Source organism: Lysinibacillus sp. G4S2 (assembly GCF_030348505.1).
GTDB lineage: Bacteria > Bacillota > Bacilli > Bacillales_A > Planococcaceae > Lysinibacillus.
Genome location: NZ_JAUCFJ010000002.1, coordinates 2,119,983 through 2,132,837, shown reverse-complemented (window position 1 = coordinate 2,132,837; position 12,855 = coordinate 2,119,983). Strand labels below are relative to the sequence as shown.

General features: G+C 36.2%; 10 protein-coding genes. 2 read left to right on the top strand and 8 right to left on the bottom strand.

Features of this window, described 5'->3' with window-relative positions; genetic code table 11:
- Positions 1–74 precede the first annotated feature (74 nt).
- The 4 genes from iolD to QUF91_RS10880 form a co-directional block, all read right to left on the bottom strand.
- Positions 75–1,985: a 3D-(3,5/4)-trihydroxycyclohexane-1,2-dione acylhydrolase (decyclizing) gene (iolD, locus tag QUF91_RS10895; protein ID WP_289417781.1), complete on the bottom strand. Its 1,911-nt coding sequence runs from the start codon at positions 1,983–1,985 to the stop codon at positions 75–77.
- Positions 1,986–2,000: 15 nt separating this feature from the next.
- Positions 2,001–2,999: a 5-dehydro-2-deoxygluconokinase gene (gene iolC, locus QUF91_RS10890; protein ID WP_289417780.1), complete on the bottom strand. Its 999-nt coding sequence runs from the start codon at positions 2,997–2,999 to the stop codon at positions 2,001–2,003.
- 22 nt (positions 3,000–3,021) lie between these two features.
- The gene (gene iolB, locus QUF91_RS10885; RefSeq protein ID WP_289417779.1) at positions 3,022–3,840 is read right to left on the bottom strand and encodes a 5-deoxy-glucuronate isomerase; all 819 of its coding nucleotides are present in this window, start codon (positions 3,838–3,840) and stop codon (positions 3,022–3,024) included.
- An 86-nt stretch (positions 3,841–3,926) separates the two neighbouring features.
- The gene (locus QUF91_RS10880; protein WP_289417778.1) at positions 3,927–5,402 is read right to left on the bottom strand and encodes a CoA-acylating methylmalonate-semialdehyde dehydrogenase; all 1,476 of its coding nucleotides are present in this window, start codon (positions 5,400–5,402) and stop codon (positions 3,927–3,929) included.
- 669 nt (positions 5,403–6,071) lie between these two features.
- Here QUF91_RS10880 and QUF91_RS10875 point away from each other — a divergent pair.
- Together QUF91_RS10875 and QUF91_RS10870 are read left to right on the top strand one after the other, a co-directional pair.
- A complete protein-coding gene (locus tag QUF91_RS10875) occupies positions 6,072–6,515 on the top strand; it encodes an Imm30 family immunity protein (RefSeq protein ID WP_289417777.1) in 444 nt (147 codons plus the stop codon).
- Between the two features lie 68 nt (positions 6,516–6,583).
- Positions 6,584–6,994: an e9imm peptide gene (locus QUF91_RS10870; RefSeq protein ID WP_289417776.1), complete on the top strand. Its 411-nt coding sequence runs from the start codon at positions 6,584–6,586 to the stop codon at positions 6,992–6,994.
- 227 nt (positions 6,995–7,221) lie between these two features.
- Here QUF91_RS10870 and QUF91_RS10865 read toward each other — a convergent pair whose 3' ends face one another.
- The 4 genes from QUF91_RS10865 to QUF91_RS10850 all read right to left on the bottom strand — a co-directional run bounded on the left by QUF91_RS10865 (position 7,222) and on the right by QUF91_RS10850 (position 12,282).
- Positions 7,222–8,946 carry a M60 family metallopeptidase gene (locus QUF91_RS10865; protein WP_289420048.1) on the bottom strand — a complete coding sequence of 575 codons (1,725 nt, stop codon included), beginning with the start codon at positions 8,944–8,946 and terminating at the stop codon, positions 7,222–7,224.
- Between the two features lie 499 nt (positions 8,947–9,445).
- A complete protein-coding gene (locus QUF91_RS10860; protein ID WP_289417775.1) occupies positions 9,446–9,826 on the bottom strand; it encodes a hypothetical protein in 381 nt (126 codons plus the stop codon).
- A gap of 121 nt (positions 9,827–9,947) precedes the next feature.
- Positions 9,948–10,787 carry an MBL fold metallo-hydrolase gene (locus tag QUF91_RS10855; RefSeq protein WP_289417774.1) on the bottom strand — a complete coding sequence of 280 codons (840 nt, stop codon included), beginning with the start codon at positions 10,785–10,787 and terminating at the stop codon, positions 9,948–9,950.
- Positions 10,788–11,349: 562 nt separating this feature from the next.
- Entirely contained in the window at positions 11,350–12,282 is a 933-nt protein-coding gene (locus QUF91_RS10850) for a stalk domain-containing protein (protein ID WP_285397327.1), read from the bottom strand.
- Positions 12,283–12,855 lie beyond the last annotated feature (573 nt).

Genomic DNA, 12,855 nt, shown 5'->3' with positions numbered 1-12,855 from the left:
ATATTAAAGATCTTCATATAGGAAGATGTAAATATTAATGTGGTCGGAGTAAATTTATTAGAAATCTCATCCCACTAGTATTGTTTTGCTGTTTCTAATTTTTGCAGTCTAGCTATATGTGCCTCCTGGATACTTTCCCTGTTAGATACTTCCGCCACTCCTACATTCCACCAGCTGTCATAACCATCAGTCATTGTTTTTGGAAGCACTTTAATATCTATTAAAGTTGAAACTTCTTGTTTTTTCGCATCTTTCAAGGCGTCTTTTAATTGCTCAACTGTATTAACTCGATATGTTTTTGCACCATATCCTTCTGCTACCTTCGCATAATCAATATTTAAGATTTTGTTTTCATATGTTCTAAATTCACAAAAATAGCTACCGCCACCATGATCCATTTGTAAATTATTGATACAGCCGAATCCTGAGTTATCAAATAGAATAATATTAATTTTTTTGCCGTATTGAATGGCTGTAATTAACTCTGAGTGCAACATTAAAAAACTTCCGTCACCAACAAGTGAATAAACTTCTTTAGTTGGTTCGGCCAATTTAATGCCTAATGCTCCTGATACTTCGTAACCCATACATGAATAACCATATTCTACGTTATACGTATTCGGCACTGTTGGATTCCAAATACGCTGTGCATCGCCTGGAAGTGATCCAGCAGAAGTAATAATCGTACTATCTGGTGCAATCGTATCATTGACAGCAATTAATGCTGTTGTTTGTGCCAATTCTGTGTTAAGAGCATCAGCATATTCATTGAATACCTCTTGTGAGAAATGGTTTTTAACTTCTGGAGCGAAGTTTTCACGAGAAAAGGCCACTTTACTTAGACGGTCCCGCTCAGCATTCCACTCTTCTTTTAAATCCTCAATGATTTGTCCGAACTCACTCTGATATCCTTCTATAAGTGGTGCCAATTGCTCTAATGTTGTTTTAGCATCTGCTACTACCTGGAAGGCATCTAACTTGTATGTTTGAAAACGGCTAACGTTAATATTTAAAAACTTTGTTGTTTCAAAGCTGAATGCTGTTTTAGATGAAGTTGCAAAATCAGTGTATCTAGTACCAATACCAATTATTAAATCCGACTGGCGCGCAGCCTTATTAGCCGCAAGAGTACCTGTAATCCCCATTCCACCCAGGTTATTTTTAAAAGTGGACTCAATTGTAGCCTTACCAGCCTGCGTTTCTACTAATGGGATATTATGTTTCTCGGATAAGGCAATTAAAATGTCACGGGCACCTGAATATTTCGCTCCACCGCCAACAAGAATTACTGGTTTTTTACTTGCTTTGATTAATTCTGCCGCTCCATTTAGTTCACGTTCCACTGGTGATTTACGGTCTAAGTAATGCACACGTTTTTCAAAGAACTTTTCATCGTAGTCAAATGCTTCACCTTCAACATCTTGTGCAATACAAATGGTTGCAGGGCCAGAATTCCCTGGATCTGTCATTACCTCAAAAGCACGTATTAAACTTGACATTAACTGTTCAGGGCGAGTTATACGATCCCAATATCTTGAAACAGGTTTTAAAGCATCATTCGTAGTAATTGCTAAGCTATATTCTTGTTCAACTTGTTGTAAAACAGGATCCGGCTGTCTTGATGCAAATGTATCACCCGGAATAAGCAACACAGGGATATTGTTAGCTAAAGCTGTACCCGCTGCAGCTACTAAGTTTGCGGAACCAGGTCCAACAGAAGTTGTTACTGCATAAATTTTTTGACGTAACATTTGTTTACTATAAGCGATGGCAGCGTGTGCCATCCCTTGTTCATTTTTTCCTTGAATAACATGTAAATGACCTGCTTCTTGTTCCAGTGCTTGACCAATCCCTAATACATTCCCGTGACCGAACACATTGAAAACACCTTCAACGAATGGGAATTCCTTGCCATCGATATGGATATATTGTTGATTTAAAAATTTGATTAAAGCTTGTGCGGTAGTTAATCTAATTTTCTTCATGGTCATCTTCACCTCTTATTGATTTGCCACTATTTCTTTGGAATGTTCAGCAATTAAATGCTCGATTTCTTCTACAGTTGGCATCGCTTCAGAAGAACTGTGCTTGCTCACAACAATTGCCGCAGAGGCACTTCCGTATTTTAGAGCTGTTTCAATATCTTTATTCGAAATTAAAGCATATAAGAAAGCGGAAGCGTATGAATCACCTGCACCAAATGTTTTTAATACTTCCGTTAAATAAGCATAACCTTTGAATACTTCCCCTGATTTTGTATAGGCATATGACCCTTCAACACCATGTTTAATAACAATTAGCTCTGGAGAGTGTTTAAATAAATGACTTATCGTGTCCTCATTGCTTCCATCTGTCCTATTTTCCATCACATTAAACTCCTCACGAGTACCTATGACTACATCTGCTTGCTCAGCTACCAAAGTATAATAGGCGGATGTTTCATCGGGTGATACCCATGTATATCCACGATAGTCTAATTCGAATATCACTTTTACATTATTCTTCTTCGCTAAATAAATAGCTTTAAATACCGCTTCACGTGAAAGACTTTTTGCCAAAGCTGTACCAGAAACAAGAAGGATTTTTGCCTGTTTAATATACGCTTCATTTACTTCAGAAGGATTTAAATAAAGGTCTGCTACTTCATCTCGGTACATTAAAATGCTACATTCTTCTGGGCTTTTAATCTCAGTAAAAGCTAACCCCGTCTTATGCCCTTCTCTGTCCACTACCAGCTGAGTTGTATCTACCCCAACACCTCTCATATATTGCTCAATAAAACGGCCATGTTGGTCATCTGCTAATTTACCGATAAAACCTGCTTTTAAGCCTAATTTAGACATGCCGATGACGATATTCGCTGGCGAGCCACCAACATATTTTTTAAATGTCATCGTTTCTTCCATTGGACGGTTATATTCCACTGCGTTTAAATCGATACATGCACGACCAATCGCAATGATGTCAAATTCTCTTTCTGAATGAAGTTCGATTTTCATATTATTTAACAACTCCTCTCCATTATTTTCGATCAAGGATCCACTCATGAGCAGATTCGTTGTGAAATTTCCAAATTCTTTTCGGCCCTGCCATTATGTTTAAATAATAAGATTCATATCCATCTGGAACCGATACAGGATGATACCCTGCTGGGACTATTACAACATCTCCATTTTCTACTGCCATCGTTTCATCGATTGAACGATCCTCTGTATACACTCTTTGGAAAACAAAGCCTTGTCTTGGATTCATTTCATGGTAGTAAGTTTCTTCCAAAAACGATTCATGTGGTAAATTGTCTTGATCATGTTTATGAGGAGGATAGCTAGACCAGTTTCCGCTTTCGGTAAACACCTCTACTACTAGTAAGCTATTAGCAGAAGGATCCGAATCCGGTAAAATATTATGTACTAACCGTTTATTATTAAACTTTCCTCTATCTTCAATGCTGTTATCTTCCGCTTTTATCAGCTTCGTAGGTAGTTGCTTCTCAGATGGCGAATAGCAAAGAATAACGCGTGCTTCTGATACCGCTTCAATTGCAAACGAACGATCATTTGAAATATAGACACTGTCAGTTGATTTCTTTTCGAAAACGCTTTCTCTAGTGCCGATATTTTCAAATACTTCTATATAGTCTGTTACATTTATTTTCCCAGTTAAGGCAACAATACAACATTCTACTTTTCCTAAGTCTTCTCTATAGCTAGCTTGAGGAGCTAAATCCACCACCTTCATTGCTACATATTTCAATGGCGAATTTTGGCTATTTACATCATGGACAATCTTAACTCCTGATGACGTTTCTACAAAATTTGGTTTTAGAAGTAATTTACTCACGCTTGTTTCAACTCCTATGTAGGTCATTTATTAATAGCTATTATCCTAACTTACATTAGCCAGAATAATAGCTAAATGTAGAGATCTTATTCAAATGATGGAGCTTTGTAGTTAGCAGTCACTACTTTCTTTCGAGTATAGAACTCAACACCATCTTTACCGTTGGCAGGTAATGTTCCGTAGAACGATGATTTCCAACCAGAGAATGGGAAGAATGCCATTGGTGCTGGAACACCTAAGTTAACACCTAACATACCTGCATCGATATTTTCACGGAAGTACCGAATCGATGAAGCATTTGATGTATAAATACATGCACCATTTGCAAACTCTGATTCATTTGCTGTTTCAACTGCTTCTTTTAAGTTTTTAACTCGAACGATTGATAAAACAGGAGCGAAGATTTCATCTTTCCAAATACTCATATCTGTTGTGACACCGTCAAAAATAGTCGGGCCAACAAAATATCCTTCTTCTAGTGCATTTTCGCGGCCATCACAAACTAATTTTGCACCTTCTTCAATGCCTTTTTGGATGTACCCCAATGTACGCTGATGGTTTTGTTCTCTGATGACAGGACCTAGGAACACGCCTTCATCTAGACCATTTCCAATTTTTATATTTTTTGCTTCTTCGATTAATTTATCGAGGAATGTATCTGCAACACTTTCTTCTACAGTTACAACAGAGCAAGCCATGCAGCGTTCACCAGCAGAACCAAATGCAGAAGCAATAACATTTGTTGCAGCATGTTCTAAATCAGCATCATTTAATACGATGGAGTGATTTTTTGCACCTGTTAAGGCTTGGACACGTTTAAGGTTCTCACTTCCGCGTTTGTAAACATATTCACCAACTGGTTGTGAACCAACAAATGAAATGGCTTTAACTTTTGGATGATCGAGAAGTCCGTTTACTACATCGTGTGCTCCATGGACTACATTGAACACACCTTTAGGTAAGCCAGCTTCTTCTAATAGTTCTGCTAATTTTTGCGCTAAAAATGGCGTTCTTTCTGATGGCTTTAGTACAAATGTATTCCCTACTGCAATCGCCATTGGGAACATCCAGCAAGGTACCATCATCGGGAAGTTGAATGGTGTGATTCCTCCAACAACCCCAATTGGATACCGATAGTTTGTTATTTCTACATCTTTTGCGATTGTTGTCAATGAATCACCCATCATGAGAGTAGGAGCTCCTGCCGCAAACTCAACATTTTCAATTCCTCGTCCAACTTCACCTAATGCTTCTGTAAGGTTTTTACCGTTTTCAATGGTAATAATTCGGGCTAATTCATCTGTATTTTTTTGTAATAACTGTTGGAAGTTAAATAAGATTCTGGCACGTTTTTGTACAGGGGTATTTTTCCACTCTTTAAATGCCTTACTTGCTACTTCTATCGCATAATCAACATCTTCTTTTGTAGAAATTGGAACTTGAGCAATTATTTCTTTAGTAGCAGGGTTATATACATCTTCATATTGTTTAGTTTTGCTTTCTATCCACTCACCATTTATATAGTTTTTGAGTTTCTCAACCTTTACTGTTACGTGAACCATTTCTATTGCCCCCTTTATTTTTGGAATTACTCCTTTGAAATCAATGCATGGATCGATAACCTTCAAGTATTTGTTAATTCTCCAACCAAAATTATTATGTATTGGTTATGTTTTGGTTATCTTTGGTTACATCTTAATATTAAAAATGTCATTGGTCAATCCTTTTTTCTGTATTTTTATAATATTTCGGATATTTTTTGATACAAAACTATTTTTCGATTTTTAGTCGCTACTTGCCTGTAACGTAAAAAGGAGTCTATTATTTCCCCTTATAATAGAGTTAAAAGCCAATCTACTGTAAGGTAGGTCCGAAATAAAAAAAGCGCACCTTTTCGGTACACACGACTATGAAATTATCTTTTCAACTCTAATCTTGTTTTCACCGACTTCTCTTTTAAAAGCTGAACTATAGCAGGTTGTATTGCTCTTTTTCAACAATGGGACATCTTTAAGGTGTGTTTGCCATTCACCTAAAAATAGAGGACTGCTGCAAAACATTAGTACTTTTTGCGTAAGAAAATAATATGCGGTACAATTTGGTAAATAGATAAAATCATACGAGCTACAATCAGTTAAAAGTTTTAGATCAATTTTTTAATTCTGGAATATGGAATGTAGATTCAAAATTAACCATGATACTGTTCTAAATGCAAGAAAGGATGATGACAATTGCACAAAATTGCAGAAATATTATATAAGAATAGGCTTTTATACTCCATAGAGGAATTCGAAACATTCGAGGCTACACTGGCTCAAGTTGACCTGTCTAATCCTGCGTTGGTTTATGATCTTTGTCTCGTTTTTGATGATGAAACGGAATGCCCTGAGGTTATGTATGGTTTGATTCATTGTATTGAAGCATTTGAGTGGAAGGATGCAATAAAGCAAGTCATGTTAGCTACTCCGCGAATGATGGAAAATGCGGCAGAATGGGCAGATACGATGCACTGTAGAATTCTAAATCATGATCAATCTCGTATATGGTACAAAGAGTATCTCCATACATTTGAAGCAAGTCAGAGACAACCTCTTATTCAATTACTTCAATCGATTAGCCAAGATACGCCAGACCGATTTAAAGATAAAGTAGACGAGATCATAGGAACATATTAATTAATTTGATCCGTTTCAAGAATTGATTAAGGTTTTTGAGTCGATCACAGGTAGGGGGAATAAGCCATATGAGTGAAAGATTAAACTATGAGCAACTTTTTAAGCTAGTAAAGGAAATACAAGGCCTCTATTTTGGTGATACGCCATATGATAATCAAATGAGGCAATTTCAAGATAACGTTTCTTATCCGGATGTTGAGCAATTATTTCGCACTGACCAAAACGCAGAATATATACTCAAAAGGGCTTTTCATCATAAGGTTATCAAATTTGGAGAGCTACATAGAGAGGAGTTGATTCACCTTGTTGAACAAGTTATGGAGTGCGCAGGAGAAGAATGGGAAATTGATATCTGGTTAGACATGGTTACCAGTTCGGTTGCCGATCCCAATATTAGCGACTACATTTTTTGGAGTGACGAAGCATTAACAGCTGAAGAAATAGTAGATAAGGCATTATTATACAAGCCGATATTCTAGAATAGATTAAAAGTCATTTAAACGTACAATTTTCACGATATGATACGGTGACACCACGCTAAAATATGCTCTGAAAAATTTACGCTTTCGTTTACACAATCTAGTTCTCTCTTAAAGAGTAATTCTCCAGCAAATAATTGTTGTTCAACTTGAATCGAAAAATCATAAAAAACGTTATCCTATTCTATTTATAGAAAGGATAACGTCATTGTCGTTTTACAGATAGATTAATATCCTAAAATATCTACTTCTGCTGCTGAAGCATGCCCATTCATCCCGTTTACGACCTCTAATTTCACATATTTAGCAGTTATAGGATCAAATGTTGCAAATTTTTGTTTCTTATTATTTTCCCACGTTCCAGAAGTCACTTTTTGATAGTTCACACCATCCGTACTTGTGTAAATATTGTAGCTTAGAATACGACCATTTACATTGCTATCTTGCCTTGGAAGATATGCTAGTTGTGTAATGGTACGAGTATCACCAAGATCAAGTGTTAAATTGTACGGATATTGGTATGGGGTACTCCATTTGTTATGCCAAATTGTATATGGATTCCCATCAATCGCATTACTAGCATGATCATGCCCTGATTCTTCGCTGTTTGCAATTGCTTTCATGTTTATTTTAGATAATGTACCTAGTGGAACATGCCTAGTATCAGTTTCCTCCCAAATAGGAGCAGTTAATGTTGGGTATTGTAAAGCTTCTATTTTTTGTCTTGTTTCCGGTGATGCTAAAAGTCCCCACTGGTCAAAAAATGGAAGTAAATTTTGCTTTGCCACTTTGGATGTATTATAAATAAATGCTTGTATTTTCTCGTCACTCGTTTTCGGAAGTTCTTCTTTAGGTATTGCACGGTATAATTGATGTAATTTTGGATAAAATTCTTCGCCAAAAGTTAAGTCTAATTGCCAAAACATAACTAACTTCACAAAAACATCATCAATTTTATTAAAATCTTTTTCTGATTGAGGCTTGTTTAAATATGTAAATGCTTTTGCATATGTTCCATTCTCTAATCTTGATGTATTTCCAAAAGCCCGTTGCACAGACATACTATAAATATTTGTAGTAACTTCTCCTAACCCATCCCACTTCCAAGGGTTTTGTTGTCGCTGATGACCCATTTCATGCCAAGGTCCCCATCCATCTTTTGTAAACTTATTTATATCTAATACATATTGAATCGATTCTCCTACATAAGCAGTTCTACCAGAAAACGCATACATATAATAATCAGAATGAGTATCCTCTACAAAATGAATGTAATGCTTGTCTGCTTGTTCTTCAGATAAACCAGAAACTCGATCTTCAATTCTAATCGCTTCGTCTATTTTTTTTAAGAGTTCTACAGGATCTGTATTAGAACCTAATAAGTATTTTTTAACCTTTTCAGGACTTGCCGTTATTAGCGAGCGTTCTCCTTTTAGTTCCACTGCGTGGGCATCGGGATATTTATCTAGCATGTCTACCAAATCTTGTTTCGTATTTTTACCTAATTCAAAAAAAGGCGTAGGTGTTCCCCCAGTTTTTATTTCAGTTTGTACTGTGCCACCTTGTTGTGGATTGTAAAAATAAATCATTCCACCGTTTGGTGATTCAATTGTATTTTCCCCTGATTTTAAAGTAAACGACTTTACTAACGAATCCATATTCCATGCGCCATCGTAGGAGACTGTTCCTATATAAGCTTGAATATTTTGTGTCCCGTCCACTTGAATTGTTATTTTTTCATTCGGGCTTGCATAGAATCCTGTTGGTTCATATGGACTAAATCTAAATTGGCGTCTATCCCTATCTTGGATTTGATTTACATTTCCCTTACCAATCACATGAAAAATACGCTCAGTGGATACTTGTTTCTCTACAGTTTGTTCTTGGGTTTCAGCTGAGACTTTTGTTATCCCCGTCGTTCCACCTATAAATGGAAAAGCAAGTATATTCACAGCTATAAAGGTTTTGATTGCTATCTCCTTATTTCTTTTTTTACTATTTTGTTTCACTTAACACCACACACCTTTCTATAATTTGATAAATCGAAGAAAGACACCCTCATCCTAAATCATGATAAATACTAGCTAAGAGATCTTAATTATGTAAGGCAGGATGGAGGGATGAAACGAATCTATTTCATTCTTTCTTATAACTATGAATTTAGCATCAAATAAGTAATAAAGCAATCAGAATTTTACAATTTTTCGACATTTTCCGCCACTTACTAAAATAGTAGTCTATGGGGTAACACCACATGTCCATCTAGCTATCATTTTGTGATGCCCCCTTAAATGATTAAAGAATGTAATATTTATCTGCAAATGCAAAAACTCCATTTTGGAAAAAGAATGATCAAAATGGAGTAACTCTTTCTAACTAATTATGAGATTTTTCTGAAAAGTTCGATAAGTAAAATGAGCCTTATTCAACTAGCTCAATTAGTAAAATTAATTATTCAAAACTATTTTCATAAATATCCAAGAATTTCGATATCATTACACCTTGTTGAACAACAGTTTCATCTTTAGTTTCAAGTTGCCAAGCTAAGGTCTTATAATCTTTATAATTTTTTTGGCTAATAGGCTTTAAATCATATTCTTTGGCAGTGGCAGCAAATCCTTTTTCATAATCAACTTGAGCTTGTTGTAATGCTTTCTTATGATTTTTAAAAATGGGCTTTCCCTTAGCATTAGCTCCTATTGCATAAGCTTCATTGTCACCAAAATCAGCACTTAATTGGCTTGTATCATAGTCATCAACAACTTTTGAAGATGAATTACAGGCTGTTAAAAGTGTAAGTAAAACTATACTGATTATAATTAATTTTTTCATTTTTCTCCTCCTAAGAACATAGCTCTTATTAATAAAAAAAGTTGACTTCGGCAGCCGCATCTTAATCTCATGCCTTCATTAGTGGAATAATGGTAACGCTTTTATTGCTAACATGTTAAAACTATAGATATGAAAGTTGTAATCCTACTCCAACTTCTCCTAAATAAGCAACTTTCGAAAGAGCTATTTTAGAGTGTAAATCTGTACAATGACACGCATGAAGCTTAGTAGGTTTAAGATCATTTATATAACGAACTGTGTTATCTAACTGCTCTTTCGAAGGATTTAATAGGTGAAATCCTCCAATAATATCAACTACTCTCTCTTCCTGACATACCTCTTTTGCATATTCAATAATGTTACATATCCCAGAATGTGCACATCCAACGATAATAACTAACCCTTCTGAAGATTTATAAACGATTGCAGTGTCATCCAAAACGAAGTCGTTGACACTCCCTTGATCTGTCACAACTTGCCCTATAAAATCTTTTCCTTCAAAATCAAATATTCTTTTAATTTCCCCTAGAAATACTAGTCGATCTGTTAGCCATAATGGTTCTTTAGCTAATCGGACTGGAAAATGTCTACTTATCTTTTCAAGAGATAAGATACTCCCTATCTCTCCTACAGGATCAAATAGTTTAGTGTTAAAAACCAATGGATGCCCAATAATCTTAGGCGTATTGTGTAGTATTTCTTCATTTTTTGCTTCCATATGTAGTCTAATTAAATGCGTCAGTCCCCAAGTATGATCCACATGCCCATGCGACAAAACAACATAATCGAGATTTCTTAAATCAATTCTCATTTTATCTGCATTCTTTATAAAGACATCAGAATATCCAGTATCAAAAAGGATACGTTTATTATCTTCTTCAATAAAAAAAGAAAGCCCAGGTTCCCCTAAAAAATAGCGATCAATTAAAGTATTATTATCTACTAAAATGGTTAATTTCATGTAATACCACCCTTTTTTGTTAATTATAACAAACCAGAGTGAGGTTTGATCTAAATGGTTAATCTTTTTCTAACAATACAAATCAATATTGAACTGACCAGCACTGTTAGTTTAAGTGCAATGGTTCACAATCTTTTTTATTTAGTGGGTTCCAGCATAGCAGTACATTAGAGCAAAGATAAAAATAAAAGTTAAGACTGCTCCTAAAACATTTTGGTTATGAATGCTCTTTCCATTCTTTAAGTTCTTCAAAAAAGTAGTAAAATTTAAAAACCATAAAACTCCTAATAACGGTACGACAATCAAAAGCAAAAATAACATAAATTATTCCTCTCCTTCGCATTTACAAAATCTTATTCAACAAAACCGTTTCTTAATAGTTCCTTCTGCTATTTGTCGACTACCTCATCAAAAGCTTTTTCTGATTTTAGTGTTCTAAAGTCGATACTGCAACAATGAAATCAAAATATTGGGCTGTATTTCATAGCTGCCTATAAGTCTTAATAAATCTAAACGAAAAATCCCCTTCACAGCATCGTGCCATGAAGGGGTAAAAATGTTTTTATTTCATTAATTCTTCAACAAATTCAACTGGTACATATGTTTTTGTTGGTTCTAATAGAGCTGGTGCTACTTTAAAGTGACGAATTGCTTTATTATAGCCGTATTCTTTTTGATCACGTGTAATTGTGTAAGATACTGCGCCTTTAGAGATAATCGCGCCTTTTCCTGTTGATTCTACTTTATAGCCCAACTCTTCGGCAATTAAACGTAGTGGGACCATTTTTGTACCTTCAACTTCATAAAAATCACTGTTAATGATTTCTTGTACTTTAGATTCAGCTGGATCAACCTCACCCGCCTCTTCTGCAATCGTATCTAAAACGACTACTTTTGAAGGTGGTGTTTGTGCTGGAATGCTCATTGTTGTAATCGTATAAAACACTAGTAAATGCTGTTCTGCTAAATCCTCAGCCTTTACTTCTTTACCGGATAAGCTAAATAATTCCGTTTCTTTACCAACGTTTAGTTTTAACGTGTTGTCAGTATTCACTAATTCTTTATTGAAAAAGTCTACTTCAACAGTTCCCATTTCTTTTGTTTCAGCAATGATTACTTCAGGGTTATATTGTGGTGGATAAATCGTAAGCATTGGCTTATTTGCATATGTGTATGCTGTTACTTTATCACCTTTTTGTAGTTTTACTTCTTTACCAGTATTATCGAAAACAAGTGTATCGCCATTTACGACAAAAACATTTGTATCTTCGCCCTCTTTAACAGTGTAATACGTTGCATTTTCACGTTTTTCAACATTGTCAACTGTTCCATCTACTTTAATAAAAACCGGCTCAACCTGAGGATTTTGCTCCTTATTATCAGTAGTGTTCGTCACACCTGCTTTTCCTTCGTTTGCTGATGCGGATGGAGCTACTACAGCACCCCCAATTAATAATGCTGTCATAGCAAATGGTACGACTTTCTTCATTTTCATAAAAAAGCATCTCCCTCATTTTACAAATTCATAGTAGTAGTCGGTTATAAAAGAAAAAGGTTACAGTATTGCCAACATTTTTTTAAAAATTACCCTAAAAAGCCGTGATTCTTTTTAATGATGAAGAATCACGGCTTTTACTTTTGCTGTTTGGACGGGTATTTTGTTCGGTTCGGGGGATTGGCTTCGCTTGTCGCGGGTATTTACTTCGCTTCCGCGGGTATCCTCTCCGCGCGGACATTTCCCTCGCTTTCGCGGGTATTCCCCTCCTCCGCGCGGGTATTTACTTCGCTTCCGCGGGTATCCTCTCCGCGCGGACATTTTCTTCGCTTCCCGGGTATTCTCCTCATTCGCGCGGGTATTTTCCTCGTTTTTGCGGGTATTCTCCTCCTCTGCGCGGGTATTTACCTCGCTTCCGCGGGTATTCCCCTCTTCCGCGCGGGTATTTACCTCGCTTCCGCGGGTATCCTCTCCTCGCGGACATTCACCTCGCTTCCGCGGGTATTCTCCTCCTCCGCGCGGGTATTTCCCTCGCCTCCGCGGGTCTTCTTCTCGCGCGGGTATCCTCCTGCC

What these genes read in the sequence shown, in the direction of transcription:
- iolD (WP_289417781.1), bottom strand. Translation starts at nt 1,985, where the DNA reads ATGAAGAAAATTAGATTAACTACCGCACAAGCTTTAATCAAATTTTTA.
- iolC (WP_289417780.1), bottom strand. Translation starts at nt 2,999, where the DNA reads ATGAAAATCGAACTTCATTCAGAAAGAGAATTTGACATCATTGCGATT.
- QUF91_RS10880 (WP_289417778.1), bottom strand. Translation starts at nt 5,402, where the DNA reads ATGGTTCACGTAACAGTAAAGGTTGAGAAACTCAAAAACTATATAAAT.
- QUF91_RS10870 (WP_289417776.1), top strand. Translation starts at nt 6,584, where the DNA reads ATGAGTGAAAGATTAAACTATGAGCAACTTTTTAAGCTAGTAAAGGAA.
- QUF91_RS10860 (WP_289417775.1), bottom strand. Translation starts at nt 9,826, where the DNA reads ATGAAAAAATTAATTATAATCAGTATAGTTTTACTTACACTTTTAACA.
- QUF91_RS10855 (WP_289417774.1), bottom strand. Translation starts at nt 10,787, where the DNA reads ATGAAATTAACCATTTTAGTAGATAATAATACTTTAATTGATCGCTAT.
- QUF91_RS10850 (WP_285397327.1), bottom strand. Translation starts at nt 12,282, where the DNA reads ATGAAAATGAAGAAAGTCGTACCATTTGCTATGACAGCATTATTAATT.